We start from the raw sequence: 22,726 nt of genomic DNA, 5'->3' as shown, positions 1-22,726 counted from the left end.
CGTTACGCCGGGCGGATCTGCCCGTCTCCCCACGCGATCCACTTGGTGGAGGTCAGTTCCGGCAATCCCATCGGGCCGCGCGCGTGCAGCTTCTGCGTGGAGATGCCGATCTCGGCGCCGAAACCGAACTGCTCGCCGTCGGTGAACGCCGTCGACGCGTTGACCATCACCGCGGCGGAGTCGACGCCGTCGGTAAAGCGTTGGGCCGCAGCCATGTTCGTGGTCACAATGGCTTCGGTGTGTCCGGTGCCGTACTCGTTGATGTGCGCGATCGCGGCGTCGACGCCGTCGACCACCGCCACCGCGATGTCCATCGACAGGTATTCGCGGCGCAGGTCTTCCTCACCCGCGTCCAGATGCACCGTCACCCCGGCGTCTTCCAGCGCGCCGACCAGCCGGGGCATCGCGGCACCTGCGATCGCGGCGTCGACCAGCAGCGTCTCGGCGGCGTTGCAGACGCTGGGCCGCCGGGTCTTGGAGTTCAGCAGGATCCGTTCCGCCACGTCGAGGTCGGCGGCCTCGTGGACGTATACGTGACAGTTGCCGACACCGGTCTCGATGGTGGGCACCCGGGCGTCGCGGACGACCGCGTCGATCAGGCTCGCTCCCCCGCGCGGGATCACCACGTCGACCAGCCCCCGCGCCTGGATCAGGTGGGTGACCGTGGATCGATCGGCGGCCGACAGCAACTGAACCGCGTCGGCGGGCAGATCCTCACCGATCAGCGACGCGCGCAACACGTCGACGAGGGCCTGATTGGACTTCGCCGCCGACGAGCTGCCGCGCAGCAGCACCGCGTTGCCGGACTTGAGCGCCAGGCCGAAGGCGTCGACGGTGACGTTGGGCCGGCCCTCGTAAATCATGCCGACGACGCCGAGCGGTACCCGTTGCTGGCGCAGATGCAGGCCGTTGGGCAGCGTGTAACCGCGTAGCACCTCCCCGACCGGGTCGGGCAAACCGGCGACCTGCCGCAGGCCGGCCGCGATCCCGTCGACCCGCTGGTGGTCCAGCGCCAACCGGTCGAGCATCGCGGTCGCGGTGCCCGCGGCCCGGGCGGCCTCGAGGTCCTCGGCGTTGGCCGCCAGGATCCGATCGGTGTGGGCGCATATCGCGGCGGCCGCCGACTGCAAAGCGGCGTCCTTGGCAACCGTCGGCAACAACGCCAGCGCGCGGGCCGCGACCCGGGCACGGCGAGCGGCGTCGTGGACATCCCGGCGCAAGTCAGGACGCGAGGGAGCTTGCAGACTCATTGAACCAGGGTATCGGGCCTGCGCCGGCGAAGTCAGGCGACCCGGAGGTCCGATGGTGTCGACCCGCTTCGCCCGGCTACGCCGCGCTTGCGATCGCCCCTCGCGCCCGCCTCAGCCCACCCGTTCCCCGCGCCGCGCCTGACGCACCTTGTTCTGCCGCTCGTCGAGGATGTGGCCGAAGTTCTGCAGCAGCAGCGGTTCACGCGTCACCAGGTGCTCGATGTGCTCCCGGTCGATCTCCAGCGCGGTGACCTCCTCGAGCGCGTACGCGCTCGCCATGTTCGGTTGCCGAGTCAGCGCGGTCAGCCCCAGGAACGAGCCCTCGACCAGCGTGCTGATCGGCACGATCGAGCCGTCGTCGGCCATCGCCGTCAGCTGCACGCGCCCGGCGACCAAGAAGGTCATCCCGCGCGGCACCTGACCGGCGTACTCCACCGTTTCGTCGGCGCCGTAGCGGACGAGTTGCGCGCTCGCCTGCAGCGACCGCTGCTCGTCGGCGTTGAGCCGCAACGCCGGAGCCACCACGGTGCGCAACGCCTTCTCCACCCGTTCGGGGGTCGAGTAGTCGTCGTCGCAGTTGTCCAGGTGCAGGCCGTCCCGTCGCGCCGCGTACCAGACCCAGCGCAGGAAAGTCGACTTCGCGGCGCCGTCGTCCGCGGGTGAGCTCAGCCCGAACGAGGTGCGGTATTCGCCGGCGCCCACCGGTACCGAACGGGGCACGCCGTCGGGCGTGAGCTGCGGCAGCCCGAGGGCGACGCGCGACAGCATGGCGCACACCCGGTCGGGCGCGTCTGCGGGCGCGAACGTCGTCGTGATCGCCAGTTTGTGCGTACCGGCCGGACGGCTGAGATTGGTGAACGCCGTGGTGGCCAGCACGGAGTTGGGCGTCACCCGCATCCCGCTGCCGGTGTCGATGTGCACCGCCCGCCAGTTCACTTCGACGACGCGCCCGCGTGCGGTCCCGGTGTCCAGCCAGTCGTTGATCCGGAACGGTTGCTCGAACAACATGAACAGGCCGGACACGATCTGACCGACGGAGTTCTGCAACATCAGTCCGATGACGACCGAGGTGATGCCCAGCGCGGTGAACAATCCACCGACCCGGACACCCCAGATGTAGGACAGGATCACGACCAGCCCCACGCCGATCACCGCGAAGCGGGCGACGTCCAAAAAGATGGTGGGCAGGCGCGAGCGCCAGCTGTCTTCGGGCGCGCTCTCGAACACGGCGACGTTGAACCCCGACAGCACCAGCACCAGCACCAAAAAGCCGAACACCGTGGTGAGCAGCCGCACCGGGACCTCCCCGGCCGGGACCTGGGATGCCTTGACGAGCAGCAGCAAGAGCGCGGCGAGCGGCAGCAGGTAGTTGCGCACCAGGCCGACCTGCTTGGCCAGGCGGCTGTTCCTGCGGACGAGCGCGTGGTGCAGCTCGGTGAGAAAAATCAGCCCGACGGGAAATCCGATCGCGATGCCGATCGCCCAGTAGAACCACGAGGAGTTCCACGCGTTCATCATCGCTCCGACAGCCGATACATGGGCTGATCGGTTCCGCCGACCGAGATCGTTCCGGCGGGGGTGAACTGCCGCACGTCACGCATCGCCTCATAGACCGGGGCGCTGACATAGATGCCGGGCTGTGGTGCGCCCCTGTGCATTTGGTAGGCCAGGCTCACCGCGGCGCCCCACATGTCGTAGACGAGGCTCGAGCGGCCCACCAGCCCGCTGACGACGTTGCCGGTGTTGATCCCGACCCGAAGGCCCAACTCGTGACCGGTCTGGTGGTTGAACCGGTCGATGATGCGGCGCATCTCGATCGCGAAGTCAACGGTTCGGTGGATGCTGTCCAGTCGCGGGGTGATCACCCCGCAGGTCGCGAGGTAGCCGTTGTGGAACGTCCGAATCCGTTCGACGCCAAGGGTTTCGGCGGCCGAGTCGAATTGCCGGAACAGGTCGTCGACGATTCCCACCAGTTCGTCGCCCGAGAGGACGTTGGACAGCTCGTCGAGCCCGGAGATGTCGGCGAAGATGATCGCGACGTCCTGATGCTTCTGCGCGATGGTTGCCTCGCCCTCGCGATACCGCTGGACGATCGACTCGGGCATCAGCGCCAGCAGCAGGCGGTTGTTCTCGTTGCGCTGCTCGTTGAGCAGTTCCTCTTTGATCGCGAGATTGCGGCTCATCTCGTTGAAAGCCGCGGTGAGATCGCCGATCTCGTCGCGCGACAGGACAGGAATGTTGATCTCGTAGTCGCCGGAGCTGATCTTGCGCGTGCCCTCCTCGAGGCGCCGGACCGGCCGCATCGCGGCCTGCGCGATGAGCATCGAGGCCACGCAGATCACGAACACCAGGGTGGCCACCGCGACCACCAGTGTCTTGCTGAACCTGCCCAGCCGCGCGAAAGCGTCCGAGTCGTCGCGCGTGGCCAGGATCGACCAGTGCAGGTCAGAATGGGCAATGTCCAGCGGCGCGTACGCTTCCAACTCCTTGTTGCCCAGGTAGTCGGTGGCGCTGATGACGCCGGTCTCCCCGCGCTGTGCGGCTTTGAAACCCGCGGTCGCAACCGGCTGCACCAATGTCGTGCCACCCAATCGGAGCGCCCTTTCCACGACGTCGGGCGCGGTGCCGGCGGCGATGGCGTCGCGGCGGTATTCCTCGGGATCTTCGAGGAATTCCCGCGAGTCGGAACGCATCAGGCCGTCCGGGCCCGCCAGGTATGTCTCGGTCGAGGGGCCCATGCCGGCGGCCTCCCAGTGCTTGTTCGCGGTCATGATGTTGTTGATCTTCGCGATCGGCACCGGGAAGGCCATCACACCAACCACTTTGCCGTTCATCCCGACCGGTGAGACCACCCACGCGGTGGGCGCGTCGAGCGCCGGCTGATACGGCTGGAAGTCGGTGACCCAGACGAAATCCACGTCGTTGGAGCGCAGCGCCTTCTGATAGGCGTCCCGCAGATTCGATTCGCGATACGGGCCGGTGAGGATATTCGTCCCGAGGTCGGGTCCCTTCCGTACGGAATAGACGATATTGCCCTGCATGTCCAACAGCAGCGCGTCGCGATAATCGAAGCGGGTGACGATGCCGCGGATGTAGAAATCGAAGCGGGCATTGGCCGCCGTCCATGCACTCCCGTCGCCGGCGTCTTCGACGGGTAGCGAATCGGCGTTCGGCCTCGGCGGCGCCGTGTAGTAGGCCTGAATGTATCTTTGCGCCGGCGAACTCGGCAGAACCGCATGGAGGTCGATGGCGTCGCCCGTCGCCCTCTTGATCGGTGCGATCATCTGGTTCTCGTAGTAGTCGACCAGCGACTGCTGCTGGGCGGGACTGATCGTCGAGTTGGCCAGTTGGTCAAAGCCCGTGGTGAGCGATGTCGTGGCCTCGTTGATGCTGAATCCGCCGCTGTAGACGATCAGGGAATTCGTCACCTCGCGGAACAGCGCCTGGACCTGCCTTTTCTGCGACTCGCGCAACTCGATCAACCGCTCGGACTCGACTTGCCGCAGCGCGTTGCGGCCGGAGATGGCCCCGATGAGTCCGATCACGCTCACGCCGAGGATGCCGGACAGCAGCATCGCCACCAGGATCTTGGACTGGATGCCGAACCGGAAACGGTGCCAGACCAGGGGCCCGCGCGTTTTCTTGCGCGCCTTTTCCCCCGGGCCGGATTCCGGGCCGGATTCGGGCGCGTTTTCAGGCTTGTTCGCCGTTCCCGAGTCAGCGGCCGCGTCGGCCGCTTTCAGCTGGGTCGATGTCAATCGCCTTTCCCTCCCTGTGACGGGATGCAGCACCGATCACGCAGCAGACTAACGCGCCTGCATCACGATATTGGCGATTGCCGCAAAAGGATCGGCGTCAATATGCCGAGCGTGGGGGTGCTTTGTGCCGGAATCCGGCCCGGCTAACCTCGCCGTCATGGCACGGGTCTGCGTCGTCGGCAGCGTGAACATGGACCTGACGTTCGGCGTCGATGCCCTTCCGCGCCCGGGCGAGACGGTGCTGGGGTCGACGTTGAGCTCCGCGCCCGGCGGCAAGGGCGGCAATCAGGCCGTGGCCGCGGCGCGCGCCGGCGCGCGCGTGCAGCTCGTCGGTGCCCTCGGCGACGACGCGGCCGCCGCACGCTTGCGGACCCACCTGAAGGCCAACGGTGTTGGGCTCGACGGGACGGTCATGCTGCCCGGGCCGAGCGGCACGGCGGTCATCGTGGTCGATGCCAACGCCGAGAACACCATCGTGGTGGCGCCCGGCGCCAACGGGCGGCTGACGCTGGCCGCCGCCGGTGCGCGCGAGGTGATCGCGGGCTGCGATGTGCTGTTGACCCAGTTGGAGATTCCGGTGCCGACGGCGGTGGCGGCGGCGCACGAGGCCCGCTCGGTGGGGGCGGCCGTCATCGTCAACGCCTCCCCCGCCGGCCGGGACGACCGCGGCTTGGCCGAACTCGCCGCCGCCGCGGACGTGGTGATCGCGAACGAGGCCGAGGCCGAACAGTGGCCCTGGCGGCCAAACCATTTGGTGGTCACCCTCGGCGCGGGCGGCGCCCGCTACGCCGGCGCCGACGGCGAGTTCGTCGTGCCCGCCCCGGCGGTCAAGGCGGTGGACACCACTGGTGCCGGCGACGTCTTCGCCGGGGTGCTGGCAGCGAACTGGCCGAGCGGCCGGGACCCGGATCCGGCCGCACGTGCCGAGCGGCTGGCGGCGCTGCGGCGCGCCTGCGCCGCGGGCGCGCTGGCCACCCTGGTGCCCGGCGCCGGCGACTGCGCGCCGCGGGCCGAGGCGATCGACGCGGCCCTGCGGGAAGGCTTTCGGTGACCAACGCCGGTGATGTAGCCTCGCTGGCGATGACTGCGGTCATGGGAGTTCGCATGCCAGCGACAGCCGCCGCCGACATGGCCCTGGTGCTCTTCGCGATATTCGGAGTGCTCGGATTGGGCTGGCGCAGCTGGCTGCAGTATCGGCGCACCGGATCTACCGGCTTTCGCGGGATCAAGGCCGGTGGCTTGGTGGAACGCGTCGCCGGGATCGGCTTCGTCGTCGCGCTGGCCATCGCGGTGTGCGCCCCAATCCTGCAGGAGGCCAAGGTGGTTGGCCCCCTGCGCATTCTCAACGAGGTGTGCATCCAGACCGTCGGCATCGTGGTGGCGACGGCCGGCATCGCGGCAACGGTGTACGCGCAACTCGAGATGGGCGATTCCTGGCGGATCGGGGTCGACACCAAAGAGACCACCACGCTGGTGCACACCGGCGTCTTCGGCCGGATACGCAATCCCATCTACGCCGCCATGTTCATCTTCGGCATCGGGATCGCCCTGGTGACGCCGAACGTCGTTGCCCTGGCAGGCGTTATCCTCCTCGTCGCCACGATCGAGCTGCAGGTCCGTCGCGTCGAGGAGCCATACCTGCTGCGGACGCACGGCGACGCCTACCGCGCTTACGCCGCCGAAGTCGGTCGATTCGTCCCGGGGGTCGGACTCCTCCGCTAGCGCGGCGTGGCCACGTCGTGGGCGATCGTCAAACCATCGGCCATTTCCAGTTCGTCCGCCGTCTGCGTGAGCAGCAGGCGGCTGCGGTTCGGCGATAGCAGGACCGACAGGTGGTGATGCGGCGCGTCGGCCACGAACGCCAGGCGGTTGACGCGCAGGAGCGCAGCACCGATCGGCGAGTCGAGCAGATGCGCATTGCGTGGGCCCGCGATCTCGGCGGTGATTTCGTGCCGGATGCGGTCCACCACAATGCCGGCGTCCGCCAGCAACCCGTAGAGCGGCGACCGCCGCAGCGCGGACTCGGTCAACGCGCCGGCCAATTCGGGCGGTAGCCACGCGTCACTGACCATCAACGGCTCGCCGGTCCTGCGCTGCCGGCGCACCCGAACGATCTGCAGCAGCTCGCCGGGCGCTTCGAGCGCCTCGGCTACGGCCCGCGGGGGACGTCGCGTGCCGAGTTCGACCACCTCGACATCGGTCTCGAATTGCGTCTGGCGCAGTCCCTCCATGTACGAGCCGCCCACCGCAGGATCCGACGGACTGTGGTCGCGCACGAACGAGCCGACGCCGTGCCTGCGCTCGATGTATCCCTGATCGGCCAGGTCCGCCAGCGCCCGGCGGACCGTGATGCGGGAAACGCCGAACTGATCGCACAGCGTCTGTTCGGTGGGCAACGCCTCGCCGGGCGCGATGACGCCCCGGTCGATCTCGTCGTGCAGCACCAGGAACAACTGCCGGTGCAATGGCACCCCGGCAACGGCGGACACAGGCCCCGCCTTGCCGCCGCCGCCCCGCACGGTCGTCAATGCTTCCACACCGCCTCCCTTGCGCCCGGCCGATCAGTTGTTATATGTATATAACAACTGATCCCAACCGCGCAGGGAAGGCCGATGACCGCCGTGCAACAGCAGCCCGCCACCGATCCGGCGGGGCCGACCGGCCGCCTGGCCACCTGGGTCGCCGGTCTCACGCTCGACGATGTCCCCCAGGCCGTCGTCGAGCGTGCCAAACACCTGCTGCTCGACGGCCTCGGTTGCGCGCTGGTGGGGGCCCAACTGCCGTGGTCACGCATCGCGACTGCGGCCGTACTCGGCCTGGAGGGCCCCGGCGACACTGTGCTCATCGGGACCGGACGCACCGCCGGCGCACCCGCGGCCGCCGTCCTCAACGGCACCTTCATCCAGGGCTTCGAGCTCGACGACTTCCATCCCCTGGCCCCGCTGCACAGCTGCTCGCTGCTGATCCCGGCGCTGCTGTCGACGGCGTCGACGCGGCCGGCAGCCACGCGGGGCGCCGACCTACTGCTCGCGGCGATCGCCGGCTTCGAAGTCGGCCCCCGCGTCGGTTACACGCTGCACGGCACGCAGATGCTCGACCGCGGCTGGCACTCGGGCTCGGTCTTCGGTACCCACCCGGCGGCCATGGCGTCCGGCAAGCTGCGCGGGCTGTCGCCCGCGCAACTCGAGGACGCCCTCGGCCTCGCCGGCACCCAGTCGGCGGGCCTGATGGCCGCGCAGTACGAGGCCATGAGCAAGCGCATGCACCACGGCCTGGCGGCGCGCAACGGCTTCTACGCCGCGGGTCTCGCGGCGGCCGGCTATACCGGCATCAAGCGGGTGTTCGAACGCGAATACGGCGGGTTTCTCAGCGTTTTCGGGGAGGGCCACGACCCCGACGCCTCGCTGCTGACCGGGCAACTCGGCCAGCGGTGGGAGACCACCATCATCATGGTCAAGTCCTACGCCGCGATGGGCGGGCTGCACGGCGCGATCGACGCCGCCAAATTGCTGCGCAGTTCGGTTGCGCCACAAGATATCTCGAAGATCGACATCACCGTCGGCGAAACCATCTACAAGCATGGTTGGTGGCGCCCGCAGCGGCCGCTCAGCCCGATCGGCGCCCAGATGAACATCGGTTACGCGACGGCCGCGGCGCTGCTCGACGGCGACGTGCTGCCCGAGCAGTTCACCCCCGGCCGCCTGGATGCCGACGACATCTGGTCACTGATTGCGGCGACGACCGTGCACCTGGACGAATCGTTGACCGACGCCGATATCACCGAGAAGTTCCGCACGGATGTCGCGGTCACCACGCGCGACGGTGCCGTGCACCGCGCCCGGGTGGACCTGCCGCACGGCGCGCCCAACGATCCGGTCACCAACGACGAGCTCGTCGCCAAGTTCCATGCCCTGGCCGACCGCGTCACCAGCCGAGGTCGCGCCGAAGCGATCGAGCGGGCAGTGGTGCGGCTCGACGAGCTGGACGACAACGACAACCTCGTAGACCTGCTCGCCGCCCCCGTCGCGGGGGCGCTGGACTGAAAGGACGGACATGGTCACAACCCCCGCCCGCCAGCGGCTCCAAGACCTGCTGGCCAAACGCGAACTCATTGTTGCGCCAGGTGTTTTCGACGGCATCTCCGCGCAGCTGACCAAACGGACCGGCCACATCGCGGCGTACATGACCGGCGCCGGCGTCGCGGCGTCGGGCTTCGGGCTGCCCGACATCGGGCTGGTCACCGCCACCGAGATGGCCGACCGGGCCCGGATGATCACCGGCGTTTTGGGCGACGTTCCGCTGATCGCCGACGCCGATACGGGCTACGGCGCCGCCATGAACGTGGTGCGCACCGTCCGGTCCTACGACGCGGCCGGGGTGGCGGCGATCCAGTTGGAAGACCAGGTGTTTCCCAAACGGTGCGGTCACCTGCCGGACAAGCAGGTCGTCGACGCCGCGGTGTTCGAACAGACGCTCGCCGCCGCGTTGGACGCCCGGTCGGATGAGGGGCTGCTGGTGGTCGCCCGCACCGACGCGCGCGCCCCGCTGGGCCTGGACGCCGCCATCGAACGCGCCAACCGGTACGCGCAAGCCGGGGCCGACGTCATCTTCGTCGAGGCGCCCCGGGACGCCGGCGAAATCGAGCGCATCGCGCGTGAAGTGGACGCTCCCCTGCTGATCAATCTGGTGCTCGGCGGCATGACGCCGCTGCAGTCGGCTGCACGGCTGCAGGAGTTGGGTTACGCGATCGCGATCCATCCGGGCAACCTGCTGATGCAGGCGACATTCGGAATGCTGCAAAGCCTTTGCGAACTCAACGGCACGGACATCACCCCGCACCTGCCTGCCGGCCCCGGGGACTTCTTCAACCTCGTCGGCATGGCGGAGTGGCTGGAACTGGACACCAGGTACGCGCGTAGGGACCCGTCATGGGCATGACCGTCATCGAGAAGATCCTCGCCCGCAAGGCCGGCCGCGACTCGGTGTCACCGGGCGACACCGTCGTGGTCGACGTCGACATGACCGTCCTGATCGACCTGCAGTTCGCCACCATGTGGATACCGCCCAACCGGATCCACGACCCCGACAAACTCGCGGTGGTCATGGATCACGCCGTGCCCGCGCCGACGATCAGGGATGCCGCCGGCGGCGGACACGCGCGAAAGTTCGTCGCCGACTTCGGCATCGAGCGCTTCTACGACGTCGGGCGGCACGGCATCTGCCACCAGGTCATCGCCGAGAACGGGCTGGCGCGCCCAGGCGAGATCCTGGCCTGCACCGACTCCCACACGTGCGCCGCCGGCGCCTACAACACCGCGGCCCGCGGGCTGGGGCCCGCCGAGGTGTACTCGATCATGTGCACCGGCACGACGTGGTTCCAGGTCGCGCCGACGATCCGCTACGAGCTCGACGGCGTCAAACCAAAAGCGGTGAGCGGCAAGGACATCTTCCTGCACATCGCCGCCGAGTACGGCGACGCCGCCAACCTGAACCTGGAGTTCGGCGGGCCCGGGCTCGCCGGCATCCCGATGCACGACCGTCGCACCATCGCCACCCAGGGCGCCGAGGTGTCGGCCGATTTCAGCACCTTCGAACCCGACGCGGTCCTGGACCGCTTCCTCAACGACGCCGGCGTCACCGGATACGACGCTGCGGCACCGGATCCCGACGCCGCTTACCGCGACGTCCGGCGCGTCGACCTTGCGACGCTGGAACCCTACGTCGCGCGGCCGGGCACCGTCAGCCGCAACGGGCTGCCCGTCTCGCAGCTGGATCGGCAGAAGGTGGACCAGGCGTTCATCGGGTCCTGCGCGAACGGCCAACTCGAGGACCTCGAGATCGCCACTGAAGTGTTGCGCGGCAACACCGTCGCGCCCGGCGTGCGGCTGCTCGTCACGCCCGCCTCACAGGCGGTGTACCGGGAGGCCATGCGGCTGGGCTACCTGCAGGACCTCGCGGACGCCGGCGCGGTGATCACGAACTCGACGTGCGGCGCGTGTTTCGGCTACCACATGGGTGTGGTGGGCCCCGGCGAGGTGTGCATCACGTCCAGCACCCGCAACTTCACCGGCCGGATGGGCAGCACCGAGGCGGAGATCTTCATGGCCTCGCCGGCGACCGTTGCCGCGTCCGCCGTCACCGGATACATCACCGACCCGAGGAACGTGACGGCATGACGATCCGCTCGCTGAAATTTCACGGCAAGCTCTGGGTGTTCGGCGACAGCCTCAACACCGACGCCATGTACCCGGCCTTCGCCATGAAGATGGATCCGCCCGAGGCGGCCAAGCACATCTTCTACGAGGTGCGCCCCGGCTGGACCGAGCAGGTCTCGCCGGGCGATATCGTCGTGGCGGGCAAGAACTTCGGGGTGGGCTCGTCGCGACCTGTCGCGGCGTTGTTCACCGAGCTCGGCGTCGCCGGTCTGGTCGCCGAGGAATTCAATTCGCTGTTCTTCCGCAACGCCGTCAACGCCGGCCTGCCGGCGATGACCGTGCCCAACGCCACCGAGGTGTTTCGCGAGGGCGACACCGGAACCTTCGATCTGGCCGCCGGCACCTGGCGAAACGACACCACGGGAGCCTCGGGCAATGTCCCCCCACTGCCCGATCTGATCCTCGAGATCATCGAAAGCGGCGGCGTGCTCCCCCGGTTGGCCGAACAGGGATACCTGCCGGCCGAACTCGGGGACGCCCTGCGGTCGAGCACGGTCGCCATGCGCGGCGCCGGAAGCGGCGCCTGATGGCGCTGCTGGGACCGCTGCTGCGGGGCGTCCGGGCGGGCGCCCGGCGAAGCCCGTTGGCCGGCGGCGCTTTCGACGCGCCTGAGTCCCTCATCGTGAGCAGCACGGCGTTCGCGGACGGCGGCGCGATGCCACGGGCCACGGCGGGAAAGGGCGTCGGCGACAACGCCTCGCCGCCGTTGCGCTGGAACGGCCTGCCGCCTGGCGCCCGGCAGCTGGTGCTCATCATCGACGATGTCGACGTTCCGCTGCCGCGACCCCTGCTGCACACCATCGCGGTGCTGGAACCGACGCTTGACGGCTTGGCGCCCGGCTCCTTGCGGCCGGGAACCGCCGGGATCCGGTTCATTCGGGCGGACCTGGGTCGCCGCGGCTACGCGGGACCACGCCCTATTCCCGGCCACGGGCCGCACCGCTACCGGTTTCAGGTGTTCGCGATCGATGAGCGGGTCTCCGACACCGTCACCACGGCCAGGGCGTTGCTTTCCGCGATGAGCGGCCACGTGCTGGCCCGCGGCACGCTGACCGGCACCTACGAGCGCTAGCCCGCTAGCGCCGACCTGCGCGCGGCCCCCTAGGCGCTAGAACCCGGGCGGCGACTGCGATTCCGGTAAACTGGGCGGCCTGCTTGTCGGCAGCTGGCTGGGGGTGCGGCCGGTCTCCACGGAGGTGCGCATGAACGCCCAGCTCATGAGGTCATCGCCGGCCGTCCCCCGGGCCGGCGGCTTCGGCGATGCCGACTACGTCCGCGGCATGGAACGCCTGCTGCACGCCGTCCAGGAACTGTCGCTGGCGCGCAGCCTGCACGACATCCAGCGCATAGTCAGCGCCGGCGCGCGCGAGCTCACCGGGTGTGATGGCGCCACCCTGGTGCTGCGCGACAACGACGAGTGCTACTACGCCGACGAGGATGCGATCGCCCCGTTGTGGAAGGGGAGCCGATTCCCCATGGCAGCCTGCATCAGCGGCTGGGCGATGCTGCACCGCGAAGCGGCCGTGATCCCTGACATCTACCGCGACCCGCGCATCCCGCACGCCATCTACCGCCCGACGTTCGTGGAGAGCCTGGTGATGGTCCCGATCCGCAAGCTCGACCCGATCGGGGCGATCGGCAACTACTGGGCTGAGCGCCATCAGCCGTGCGGCCAGGAGGTGTCGTTGCTGCAGGCCCTGGCCGATTCGACCTCGATCGCGATCGAGCACGTCCGGGTCTACTCCGAACTCGAACAGCGGGTACGCGACCGCACCGCCGCCCTCGAGCACGCCAACGAGGAGATCCACCAGCTTTCCGTCACCGACGAACTGACCAAGCTCAACAATCGCCGCGGCTTCTACCTGCTGGCCGAGCCGGCGCTCGACGCGGCGCGCCGACGTGGCAGCGATTTCCAACTCGCCTTCCTGGATGTCGACGGGCTCAAGCGGGTCAACGACGAACACGGCCACGACGTCGGCGACATGCTCATCGCCGACGTGGCCGGGGCGCTGCGCGACACGCTGCGCGGGTCCGACATCCTCGCCCGCATGGGCGGCGATGAATTCTGCGTACTGCTCACCGAGCCCGAGGACGACCCGGCGACGCTGAAAAAGCGGCTCGTCGAAGCGTTTCGGCGCTTCAACGACCCCGGCGACCGCCCCTACCGGCTGTCGGCCAGCATCGGCATCGTGCAGGGACCGGCCACCGAAGCCGGCTGCGTCGACGCGCTGCTCGCGCGCGCCGACGAGCTGATGTACCAGGAGAAGAAGGCCACTCCCGGTGCGCGGCTGAGGAACTGACCCGCCAGGCTCCCGCTAGTCTTCGGGGATGTCGCGCTGGATCTCGTCGAGCCAGATGCGTGCGGACATGTCCGATGGGGCGCGCCAATCCCCGCGCGGCGACAACGCGCCGCCGTGCGACACCTTGGGCCCGTTGGGCAACGCCGATCGCTTGAACTGACTGAACGAGTAAAACCGCTGCACGAAGACCCCGAGCCAGTGCCGAATCTCCTTGAGCGAGTAAGACGGTCGCTTGTCCTCGGGGAATCCCGCCGGCCAGTTGCCCTGCTCGGGGTCACTCCACGCATGCCACGCCAGGAACGCGATCTTCGACGGCCGAAAGCCGAACCGCAGCACGTGGAACAGCGAGAAGTCTTGCAGTGCAAAGGGTCCCACCTTGGCCTCGCTGCTCTGCAGCTCCTCCTCCTCGCCGCTGGGAACGAGCTCCGGGGTGATCTCCGTGTCGAGCACCGACTGCAGCACATCGGTCACGTCGGATTCGAACTGCCCGGACGAGATCACCCAGCGGATCAGGTGCTGGATCAGCGTCTTGGGCACGCCCCCGTTGACGTTGTAGTGCGACATCTGGTCGCCGACCCCGTAGGTGGACCAGCCCAGCCCCAGCTCGGAGAGGTCCCCGGTGCCCAACACGATCCCGCCGCGCTGGTTGGCCAGCCGGAACAGATAATCGGTGCGCAGCCCGGCCTGGACGTTCTCGAAGGTGACGTCGTACACCTTCTCCCCCCGGGCGAACGGGTGGTCGATCTCCTTGAGCATCAGCTTGGCGGTCTCGGTGATGTCGATCTCGGCGAAGGTGACGCCGAGCGCGCGGCACAGCTCGATCGCGTTGCGCTTGGTGCGGTCGCCCGTCGCGAAGCCGGGCAGCGTGAACGCCAGGATGTCGCTGCGCGGCCGTCCTTCGCGGTCCATCGCGCGCGCGGCGACGATCAGCGCGTGCGTCGAGTCCAGCCCGCCCGAGATGCCGATGACGATCTTCGGGTAGTCCAGGGCGCGCAGCCGCTGCTCGAGCCCCGAGACCTGGATGTTGTAGGCCTCGTAGCAATCCTGTTCCAGGCGTTGCGGATCGGCCGGCACGAACGGGAAGCGCTCGATCTCGCGGCGCAGGCCGATGTCGCCGCCCGGCGGGTCGAGCCGGAACTCGATGCGCCGGAACGACTCCGCGGTCGCCCGGTGGTGGCGCCGGTTGTCGTCAAAGGTCCCCATCCGCAGCCGTTCGGCGCGAAGCAGGTCCATGTCGACGTCGGCGACGCTGCGTCGCTCCCCCTTGGGGAAGCGTTCGGACGAGGCGAGCAGGACGCCGTTCTCCCAGATCATGGTCTGCCCGTCCCAGGCCAGGTCGGTGGTGGACTCGCCCTCCCCCGCGGCGGCGTAGACGTAGGCGGCCAGGCAGCGCGACGACGCCGAGCGGGCCAGCAGGCAACGGTCCTCGGCGCGGCCGATCGTGATCGGGCTGCCCGACAGGTTCGCCAGCACCGTGGCCCCCGCCAGCGCCGCCTCCGCGCTGGGCGGGATCGGCACGAACATGTCCTCGCAGATTTCGACGTGCAACACGAAGCCGGGCAGGTCGGATGCGGCGAACAGCAGATCGGGACCGAACGGGGCCTCTATCGAGCCGGACCCGTCGCCCATGCGGATCAGGCCGCGCTCGTCGTCCCCGGGCGCCATCTGGCGGCGCTCGTAGAACTCCCGATAGGTGGGCAGGTACGACTTGGGGGCGACACCGAGTACCGCGCCGCGGTGGATCACCACGGCGCTGTTGTAGATGCGGTGCCGGTGGCGCAGCGGGGCGCCGACGACCAGCACCGGCAACAGGTCGGCCGACGCCGCGACGATGTCCGTGACGGCCGCTTCGACGTCGTCGAGCAAGAGGTCTTGCAGCACGATGTCCTCGATCGAGTACCCGGACAGCGTCAATTCCGGGAACACGGCCACGGCGACGCCGTCGTCGTGGCATTCGCGTGCCAGCCGCAGCACCGACTCGGCGTTGGCCGCCGGGTCGCCGAGCGTGGTGTGGTGGGTGCACGCGGCGACGCGGACAAAGCCCTGGCCGTAGCTGTTGTAGAAGTCCTTGGAAGACACCATCCCTCCCATTGTCGCCCGAGCAGTGTCAACCCCTGCCCGTCGGGTATCCCCAACGGTATGAGCGATACCGCTGTCCTAGTGGTCGACATGATGAACACGTATCAGCATCCCGACGCTGAAGAACTCATACCCAATGTCGAGAAAATCATGGACCCGCTCGCCGACCTGGTCCGCCGCGCGCGGCAGGCCGTCGGCGTCGACCTGGTCTACGTCAACGACAACTACGGCGATTTCACCGCTCAGTTCTCCGACATCGTCGGCTCCGCACTCGACGGGGCGCGGCCCGATCTGGTCAAGCCGATCCTGCCGTCCGACGAGTGTCGGGTCATGACCAAGGTGCGCCACAGCGCCTTCTACGCGACGGCGCTGGCGTATCTCCTCGGCCGCCTGGAAACCAAGCGGTTGATCCTCACCGGCCAGGTCACCGAGCAGTGCATCCTCTACACCGCGCTCGACGCCTACGTGCGCCACTTCACCGTCGTGATCCCCACCGACGCCGTCGCCCACATCGACGCGGACCTGGGCCAGGCGGCACTGCGGATGATGGAGCAGAACATGTCCGCCGGGCTCACCACCGCGGCCGACTGCCTCGGCTGACGATCCGCCGCGAGCGTGCGCACAATGCCGGCTTCGTCGGCATGTCGGCGGACGAACACGCACGCTCGCCCGGGGCACTACCCTCGAGGCGTGGACGCTCCCGAACTCGTCGCGCTGCTGACCGGTCGCCGGGTCGCGGTGCTGACCGGGGCCGGGATGTCGACCGACTCCGGCATTCCCGACTACCGCGGTCCCGATTCGCCGCCGAGCAATCCCATGACCATCCGCCAGTTCACGTCGGATCCGGTGTTCCGGCAGCGGTATTGGGCGCGCAACCACGTCGGGTGGCGGCACATGGACGAGACCCGGCCCAACGCCGGGCACCGGGCGCTGGCCGCGCTCGAGCAGGCGTCGATCGTGACGGGCGTGATCACCCAGAACGTCGACCTGCTGCACACCAAGGCCGGCAGCCGAAACGTCGTCAACCTGCACGGCAGCTACGCACGGGTGGTCTGCCTGGGCTGCGGGTACGCGCTGAGCCGCGCCGCGCTCGCCACGCAACTCGAGGCGCTCAACCCCGGATTCGTCGAGCGCGCCGAGGCCGTCGGCGGGCTGGCGGTGGCTCCCGACGCCGACGCCGTCCTCGCCGACACCGCGTCGTTCCGCTACCTCGACTGCCCGCGCTGCGCGGGCATGCTCAAGCCGGACATCGTCTACTTCGGCGAGAGCGTTCCCAAAGATATTGTGGCCGAGTCGTTTTCGCTGGTCGATCGGTCCGAGGCGCTCCTGGTGGCCGGCTCGTCGCTGACGGTGTTCTCCGGCTACCGATTCGTGCGCCATGCCGCGGCGCGGGGCATGCCGATCGCCATCGTCAACCGCGGTGCCACCCGGGGCGACGACCTGGCCACCGTCAAGGTCGACGGCGGGTGCTCGGAGTTGTTGACCCTGCTTGCCGACGAACTGGCGCCGCTGGCCGTCCGCTAGAACGTGCAGGGCATGCTACGCACGGCGTGGATGAAATTGCCTGCCACGTAGGTCGGATCGCCCGCCTGAATGCCCGGCAGCTGACGGAGGAGTTCGCCGAAGATCGCGCGCAGCTGCGCGCGGGCGACGTGGGCGCCGAGGCAGAAGTGCACCCCGCCACCACCGAACCCGACGTGCGGGTTGGGGTTGCGGCTCAGGTCGAAACGCTCCGGATGGTCGAACGCCTCGGTGTCCCAGTTGCCCGACGGGTAGAACATCACCACCTTCTCGCCCGCGCGGATGGTCTGGCCGCCCAGCTCGAAATCCGTTGCGGCCGTGCGGCGAAAGGTCATGACCGGCGAGGCCCACCGGACGAATTCCTCGACCGCGGTGCCGATCCGGTTGTCGAAATCCTCGAGCAGCCATTCCCTTTGCTCTCCGAAGTCGGTGAGCGCCCTCAGCGCGTGGCTGGTGGTCTGGCGGGTGGTGTCGTTGGCCGCCACGGAGAGCAGCACGAAGAACGCCGCCACGTCGGCGTCGGACAGCCGGTCACCGTCCACCTCGGCGTTCACCAGGCCGCTGATCAGATCGTCCCCGGGGCGCTCACGGCGCTCCGCGGCGAGGGCGCCGGCCACCTGATGCACGTACGTCTGGTTCTCGACCAACACCTGCATCGGGTGGCGGCCGTCGAGATAGTCGGGGTCGGCCCACGACACCATGGCGTCGGTCGCGTGCGCCATGTGCTCGCGTTCGGATTCCGGGATCCCCACCATGTCCGACAGCGTGCGGATGGGCAGTTCCTTGGCGCAGCGGTCGACAAAGTCCGCCCCGCTGCCGGCCGCCCGAAGCTCCTCGACGATGGTCCTGGCGTTCGCCCTGATCGAATCCTCGATGCGGCGGACCTGCCTCGGGGTGAACGCGGCGCTGACGAGCTTGCGTAGCTTGGTGTGCCGCGGCGGGTCCATCGCCAGGAAGGACTGCGACGCCTCGAGCAGCTCCACCGGGATGCTCTCGAACATCACGCCCCTGCCGGACAAGAACGCGTCGTTGTTGCGGCTGACCGTGACGATGTCGGAGCGCCGGGTGACGGCCCAATATCCCGCGTCGTCCGGGTCGGGCATCAGCGCGTCTTCCACGGGAGGATGCCAGCTCACCGGCCGCTCGGCCCGCAGCACGGCGAACGAGCGTTCCCGCTCCGCCGCGGTCGTGGACCAGAACGCGCGCGACGACAGATCGATCGGGTCGTACGCCCGCGGACCGCCGGACCTCTCCACCAACACCGCCATCGCTGCTCCTCCTCGTTATGACCCCGGTCACAGACTGTGAATGACAGTATGCCTAGACATGATGTCTAGTCAATGCGTCGAGTGCTGGACTATGCTGGCCGAATGCCGTCGGTCACCCGAAAGGCGCAGGCCAATCGCGAGCAGGGACGCCAGCAGCGGCGGGAGCAGCTCGAGCGGCGGTTGCTGGACGCCACCGAGCGGCTGATGCGCGACGGCGCCAGTTTCACCGAGCTCAGCGTCGACCGGCTCTCGGGCGAGGCCGGCATTTCGCGGGCCAGCTTCTACATCTACTTCGAGGACAAGGGCCACCTGCTGCGCCGGCTGGCCGGTCAGGTGTTCGCCGACCTCGCCGACCGGGCCGACCGCTGGTGGAGCGTGGCGTGGCGGCACGACCCCGCCGACGTCCGCGCCGCGACGGCGGGCATTGTCGCCGGGTATCGGCGTCATCAACCGGTGCTCGTCGCCCTGAACGAGATGGCCGGCTACGACGCGGTGGTCGGGGCGACCTATCAAAACCTGCTGACCGCCATCACCGGGCGGGTGACCCGCGTCATTCAGGACGGCCAGGCGGACGGCTCCATCCGGCCCGAGCTCCCCGCGACCGCCACGGCGAGCGCGCTGACGTGGATGGTCGAGCGCGCATGCCAGCAGAATCTTCCGACCGCCCCGGACTCCTACGATGCCGAGCTGGCCGAGGCGCTGGCCCAGATCATCTGGGGCAGCCTGTATCTGACGGCGATGCCGCCGGCCTGACGCATCGGCACGCTGCGGTCGCATCGCCACCAAATCCAGTGATCAACGCAACATAGTTAGGGCCCTAACTATTAGCGTACGGTGAAAGTGTGGCCGCACCGACCGCCCCCGAAATCGACCCGCTCGCCCTCGAACAGCAGGTCTGCTTCGCACTGAGCGTGACCAACCGCGCCGTGTTGGCCGTCTACCGGCCGCTGTTGGAACCGCTGGGACTGACCCATCCCCAGTATCTGGTGATGCTGACCCTCTGGGATCATCAGAAAACACCAGCGGGACGGCAAAAACCGCTGGCGGTCAAGGAGATCGCGGCCACGCTGCAGATGGATTCGGCCACACTGTCGCCGATGCTCAAGCGCCTGGAGGCGCTCGGGCTGATCACCCGCACCCGAAACGCCGTCGATGAGCGCTCGACCGACGTCAGACTCACCGCCGGCGGCACCGCGCTCCGCCGGCGCGCGCTGCAGATTCCGCCCGCCGTGGTCGAACGCCTGGGCGTCGACATGGACGAACTGCGGCACCTGCACCGGGTGCTCAGCCGGATCAACGCGGCCGCCCTGGCCGCCGGTGCCCTACAGACCTGACCCCCGAAGGAGCGCCACCATGGCCAGCACCAGACCCAACCTCTGGCAATACATCGCCTACTCCTACGGGCGATGCCTTCCCGACTCGATGCGCGACTGGGTCGCCAACGACCTGGCCGGCAAGGGAGCCGTGCGCCGGCACATGATCCGGTGGGCCATACCGCCGCTGTTCGTCCTGGCGCCCTTCTGGCTACTGCCCGCCTCGCTGTACGTGCACAGCGAGATGACGGTGCCCCTCTACATCTGGGCCCTGCTGATTTCGCTTGCGCTGAACAAGGTCTGGCGCCGGCACCGGCTGGCGCAGCATGGCCTCGACCCGAACCTGGTCGACGTGCTCAAGAACAAGAAGCAGGCCAAGATGCACGAGGACTACGCCCGCCGTTACGGACCGCGTCCCGAATCGGCCGCGTGGCAGGACAACAGCAACCCCTTCACCTGACCGGCTACACGGCCACCAGGTCGTCGGCGTGCACCGCCGGCCGGCGCAACTCGCCGGGCAGGTCGGACGTCGACCGGCCCATCATGGTGGCCAGCTCGCCCGCGTCGTAGGCGACCACGCCGCGGGCCACCATGGTCGCGTCCGGTCCGCGCAGTTCGACAACGTCCCCGGCGTAGAACCGCCCCGAGACCGTGGTGATGCCCGCGGCCAGCAACGAGCGGCGTTGCCGCAGCACGGCGCGCACCGCCCCCTCGTCCAGCGTCAGGGAACCGGCCGCCTCGGCGGCATAACGCACCCAGAACCGCCGGGCCGACATTCGATCCGGCCGCGCGGCGAACACCGTCCCGGTTGAGGCGTCGGTGAGCGCGGTCGCGGCGTCGGTGGCGGCGGCCAGCAGCACGGGGACCCCGGCGTCCGCGGCCAGCAGCGCCGAGGACATTTTCGAACCCATGCCGCCGGTGCCCAGGTCGCTGCCCGGGCCGGCGACCACACCGTCGAGATCCGCGGAGCCGGAAACCTCGGGGATGAACCTGGCGCCCTTGGTCTTTCGCGGATCGGAGTCGTAGAGCCCGTCGATGTCCGAGAGCAGCACCAAAGCCTCGGCTCCGACCAGGTGGGCCACCAGCGCCGAGAGCCGGTCGTTGTCGCCGAACCGGATCTCGTTGGTGGCGACCGTGTCGTTTTCGTTGACGATCGCCACCGCGTGCAGCGCGCGCAGCCGGTCCAGGGTGCGCTGAGCGTTGGTGTGCGACGCGCGCACCGAGACGTCGTGCGCCGTCAGCAGCACCTGCCCGACCGTGCGCCCGTAGCGGGCGAACGCCGCGCTCCACGAGTTCACCAGCGCGACCTGGCCGACGCTGGCCGCGGCCTGCTTGGTCGCCAAATCCTTCGGGCGACGAGGCAATCCGAGCGGCTCGATGCCGGCAGCGATGGCGCCCGACGACACGATGACCACGTCGGTGCCCGCCTTCATCCGCGCCTCGATCGCGTCGGCCAGCCCGGCCAGCCGGCCGGCGTCGAACACCCCCGACGGCGTGGTCAGCGCGTTGGTCCCGACCTTGACCACGAGACTGCGCGCGGTCCGGATGGCTTCGCGGTGGGCGCTCACGGCTGGTCACCACGTTCCCGGCGCTGACGGCGGGCGGCCTTGCGCTCGGCGGCGCCGGGCCGCTCGGTGCGCTCCAACCGCGCATCGGTGCCCCGGCCCGACAACGCGACGTGCTGGCCCGCCGGAGTCTGCGGCTCCCAGTCGAACGTCATCTCCCCGATGGTCACCGCGCAGCCCGGCCGCGCGCCCAGCCGCAGCAGTTCCTCCTCGACTCCGAGGCGCGCCAGCCGGTCGGCCAGATAACCCACCGCTTCGTCGTTGTCGAAGTTGGTCTGGCCCACCCAGCGCTCGGGCCGCGCGCCGGTGACCACGAAGCCACCCTCCCCGTCCGGCTCGACGGCGAACCCGCTGTCGTCGACGGGGACCGGACGGATCACCGGGCGGCGTGGCACGATCTGCGGCCGCGACGCGTTGTAGTCCGAGATCATCTTCCACAGCCCAAAGATCAAGGGCTGCAGGCCCTCTCGCGCGACCGTCGACACCAGATACACCGGCCAGCCGCGCTCGGCGATCTCGTCGCGCACGAATTCGGCGAGCTCACGGCCCTCGGGGACGTCGATCTTGTTGAGCACCACCGCGCGCGGCCGCTCGGCGAGGTCGCCCAGCGCCGTGTCGCCCCGCAGCGTCGGGGTGTACGCGGCGAGTTCGGCTTCCAGCGCGTCGATGTCGGAGATGGGGTCGCGGCCGGGTTCTGCCGTGGCGCAGTCGACGACGTGCACCAGCACGGCGCACCGCTCGATGTGCCGGAGGAATTCCAGCCCGAGGCCGCGGCCCTGGGACGCGCCCGGGATCAGGCCCGGCACATCGGCGATGGTGAAGGTGTGCTCCCCCGCCGAGACGACGCCGAGATTGGGCACCAGCGTGGTGAACGGGTAGTCGGCGACCTTCGGTTTGGCCGCCGAGATCGCGGACACCAGCGAGGATTTGCCGGCCGAGGGGAACCCGATCAGGCCGACGTCGGCGACGGTCTTGAGCTCCAGCGTCAGGTCACGTGACTGGCCCGGCTCGCCGAGCAGCGCGAAGCCCGGGGCCTTGCGGGCGCGCGACGCCAGCGCGGCGTTGCCCAGGCCGCCGCGGCCGCCGGCGGCCGCCTCAAACCGCGTGCCCGCGCCCACCAGATCGGCGAGCAGCCGGCCGTTTTCGTCCAGCACCACGGTGCCGTCGGGAACCTTGACCTCCAGGTCCGCACCGGCGGCGCCGTCGCGGTTGTTGCCCATCCCCTGTTTGCCCGAAGGGGCGGTGACGTGCGGATGGAAATGAAAGTCCAGCAGGGTGTGCACCTGCGGGTCGACGACCAGCACAATGCTGCCGCCGCGGCCCCCGTTGCCCCCGTCGGGTCCGCCCAGCGGCTTGAATTTCTCGCGGTGAACCGAGGCGCAGCCGTTACCGCCGGAACCCGCCCGAGCGTGGATGACGACGCGATCGACAAACCGAGGCATCGAGGGTCCTCTCAA

At 69.0% G+C, this 22,726-nt stretch carries 21 protein-coding genes; 13 read left to right on the top strand and 8 right to left on the bottom strand.

Annotated features, from left to right (window positions below; genetic code table 11):
* Positions 1-2 precede the first annotated feature (2 nt).
* From A5696_RS08675 to A5696_RS08665, 3 genes are all read right to left on the bottom strand, one after another.
* Positions 3-1,250 (bottom strand): glutamate-5-semialdehyde dehydrogenase, encoded by a 1,248-nt coding sequence (locus tag A5696_RS08675; RefSeq protein WP_067876394.1) that lies wholly within the window; start codon positions 1,248-1,250, stop codon positions 3-5.
* Between the two features lie 111 nt (positions 1,251-1,361).
* Complete coding sequence (locus A5696_RS08670; RefSeq protein ID WP_067876390.1) at positions 1,362-2,765, bottom strand: mechanosensitive ion channel domain-containing protein; 1,404 nt, start codon at positions 2,763-2,765, stop codon at positions 1,362-1,364.
* Positions 2,765-4,825, bottom strand: coding sequence for an adenylate/guanylate cyclase domain-containing protein (locus tag A5696_RS08665; RefSeq protein WP_369803312.1), 2,061 nt, complete (start codon positions 4,823-4,825; stop codon positions 2,765-2,767). The genes A5696_RS08670 and A5696_RS08665 overlap by 1 nt, the downstream gene beginning before the upstream one ends.
* A gap of 340 nt (positions 4,826-5,165) precedes the next feature.
* On the opposite strand from A5696_RS08665, the gene A5696_RS08660 reads away from it, so the two are divergent.
* Positions 5,166-6,059 carry a PfkB family carbohydrate kinase gene (locus A5696_RS08660; protein WP_067876638.1) on the top strand — a complete coding sequence of 298 codons (894 nt, stop codon included), beginning with the start codon at positions 5,166-5,168 and terminating at the stop codon, positions 6,057-6,059.
* A gap of 53 nt (positions 6,060-6,112) precedes the next feature.
* On the top strand, positions 6,113-6,730 hold the full coding sequence (locus tag A5696_RS08655; RefSeq protein ID WP_067876635.1) for an isoprenylcysteine carboxylmethyltransferase family protein: 618 nt from the start codon (positions 6,113-6,115) through the stop codon (positions 6,728-6,730).
* Here A5696_RS08655 and A5696_RS08650 read toward each other — a convergent pair.
* On the bottom strand, positions 6,727-7,545 hold the full coding sequence (locus A5696_RS08650) for a GntR family transcriptional regulator (RefSeq protein ID WP_067876384.1): 819 nt from the start codon (positions 7,543-7,545) through the stop codon (positions 6,727-6,729). The genes A5696_RS08655 and A5696_RS08650 overlap by 4 nt on opposite strands.
* A 75-nt stretch (positions 7,546-7,620) precedes the next feature.
* Between A5696_RS08650 and A5696_RS08645 the strand changes: the two genes are divergently transcribed.
* The 6 genes from A5696_RS08645 to A5696_RS08620 all read left to right on the top strand — a co-directional run bounded on the left by A5696_RS08645 (position 7,621) and on the right by A5696_RS08620 (position 13,523).
* Positions 7,621-9,051 carry an MmgE/PrpD family protein gene (locus tag A5696_RS08645; RefSeq protein ID WP_067876381.1) on the top strand — a complete coding sequence of 477 codons (1,431 nt, stop codon included), beginning with the start codon at positions 7,621-7,623 and terminating at the stop codon, positions 9,049-9,051.
* A 10-nt stretch (positions 9,052-9,061) separates the two neighbouring features.
* The gene (locus A5696_RS08640) at positions 9,062-9,946 is read left to right on the top strand and encodes an oxaloacetate decarboxylase (RefSeq protein ID WP_067876378.1); all 885 of its coding nucleotides are present in this window, start codon (positions 9,062-9,064) and stop codon (positions 9,944-9,946) included.
* Positions 9,937-11,184, top strand: a complete 1,248-nt coding sequence (locus A5696_RS08635; RefSeq protein WP_067876364.1) for an aconitase/3-isopropylmalate dehydratase large subunit family protein — start codon at positions 9,937-9,939, stop codon at positions 11,182-11,184. Before A5696_RS08640 ends, A5696_RS08635 begins: the two co-directional genes overlap by 10 nt.
* Positions 11,181-11,750 carry a 3-isopropylmalate dehydratase gene (locus A5696_RS08630; RefSeq protein WP_067876362.1) on the top strand — a complete coding sequence of 190 codons (570 nt, stop codon included), beginning with the start codon at positions 11,181-11,183 and terminating at the stop codon, positions 11,748-11,750. The genes A5696_RS08635 and A5696_RS08630 overlap by 4 nt, the downstream gene beginning before the upstream one ends.
* The gene (locus A5696_RS08625) at positions 11,750-12,295 is read left to right on the top strand and encodes a YbhB/YbcL family Raf kinase inhibitor-like protein (protein WP_067876359.1); all 546 of its coding nucleotides are present in this window, start codon (positions 11,750-11,752) and stop codon (positions 12,293-12,295) included. The genes A5696_RS08630 and A5696_RS08625 overlap by 1 nt, the downstream gene beginning before the upstream one ends.
* 130 nt (positions 12,296-12,425) lie before the next feature.
* Positions 12,426-13,523 carry a diguanylate cyclase gene (locus A5696_RS08620; RefSeq protein ID WP_067876632.1) on the top strand — a complete coding sequence of 366 codons (1,098 nt, stop codon included), beginning with the start codon at positions 12,426-12,428 and terminating at the stop codon, positions 13,521-13,523.
* Between the two features lie 15 nt (positions 13,524-13,538).
* Here A5696_RS08620 and A5696_RS08615 read toward each other — a convergent pair whose 3' ends face one another.
* A complete protein-coding gene (locus A5696_RS08615) occupies positions 13,539-15,605 on the bottom strand; it encodes an NAD(+) synthase (protein ID WP_067876356.1) in 2,067 nt (688 codons plus the stop codon).
* A gap of 57 nt (positions 15,606-15,662) precedes the next feature.
* Here A5696_RS08615 and A5696_RS08610 point away from each other — a divergent pair, with 57 nt between their 5' ends.
* Together A5696_RS08610 and A5696_RS08605 are read left to right on the top strand one after the other, a co-directional pair.
* The gene (locus tag A5696_RS08610) at positions 15,663-16,202 is read left to right on the top strand and encodes a cysteine hydrolase family protein (RefSeq protein ID WP_067876355.1); all 540 of its coding nucleotides are present in this window, start codon (positions 15,663-15,665) and stop codon (positions 16,200-16,202) included.
* Between the two features lie 90 nt (positions 16,203-16,292).
* Positions 16,293-17,126, top strand: coding sequence for an NAD-dependent deacetylase (locus A5696_RS08605; RefSeq protein WP_067876352.1), 834 nt, complete (start codon positions 16,293-16,295; stop codon positions 17,124-17,126).
* On the opposite strand, the gene A5696_RS08600 is transcribed toward A5696_RS08605, so the two are convergent.
* Positions 17,123-18,391 carry a cytochrome P450 gene (locus A5696_RS08600; RefSeq protein WP_067876348.1) on the bottom strand — a complete coding sequence of 423 codons (1,269 nt, stop codon included), beginning with the start codon at positions 18,389-18,391 and terminating at the stop codon, positions 17,123-17,125. The two genes, A5696_RS08605 and A5696_RS08600, sit on opposite strands and share 4 nt — an antisense overlap.
* A gap of 102 nt (positions 18,392-18,493) precedes the next feature.
* Here A5696_RS08600 and A5696_RS08595 point away from each other — a divergent pair, with 102 nt between their 5' ends.
* The 3 genes from A5696_RS08595 (at position 18,494) to A5696_RS08585 (ending at position 20,164) form a co-directional block, all read left to right on the top strand.
* Positions 18,494-19,144, top strand: a complete 651-nt coding sequence (locus tag A5696_RS08595) for a TetR/AcrR family transcriptional regulator (RefSeq protein ID WP_067876345.1) — start codon at positions 18,494-18,496, stop codon at positions 19,142-19,144.
* A gap of 89 nt (positions 19,145-19,233) precedes the next feature.
* Entirely contained in the window at positions 19,234-19,725 is a 492-nt protein-coding gene (locus A5696_RS08590) for a MarR family winged helix-turn-helix transcriptional regulator (protein ID WP_067876342.1), read from the top strand.
* A gap of 19 nt (positions 19,726-19,744) precedes the next feature.
* Positions 19,745-20,164, top strand: coding sequence for a DUF5313 domain-containing protein (locus tag A5696_RS08585; RefSeq protein WP_067876339.1), 420 nt, complete (start codon positions 19,745-19,747; stop codon positions 20,162-20,164).
* 4 nt (positions 20,165-20,168) lie between these two features.
* Here A5696_RS08585 and proB read toward each other — a convergent pair whose 3' ends face one another.
* Positions 20,169-21,272 carry a glutamate 5-kinase gene (proB, locus tag A5696_RS08580; protein ID WP_067876336.1) on the bottom strand — a complete coding sequence of 368 codons (1,104 nt, stop codon included), beginning with the start codon at positions 21,270-21,272 and terminating at the stop codon, positions 20,169-20,171.
* On the bottom strand, positions 21,269-22,711 hold the full coding sequence (gene obgE / locus A5696_RS08575; RefSeq protein WP_067876335.1) for a GTPase ObgE: 1,443 nt from the start codon (positions 22,709-22,711) through the stop codon (positions 21,269-21,271). Before obgE ends, proB begins: the two co-directional genes overlap by 4 nt.
* Positions 22,712-22,726: the final 15 nt, after the last annotated feature.

The organism is Mycobacterium sp. E2699, from assembly GCF_001666745.1.
Lineage (GTDB): Bacteria > Actinomycetota > Actinomycetes > Mycobacteriales > Mycobacteriaceae > Mycobacterium.
This window is presented reverse-complemented; position numbering and strand designations above follow the sequence as displayed.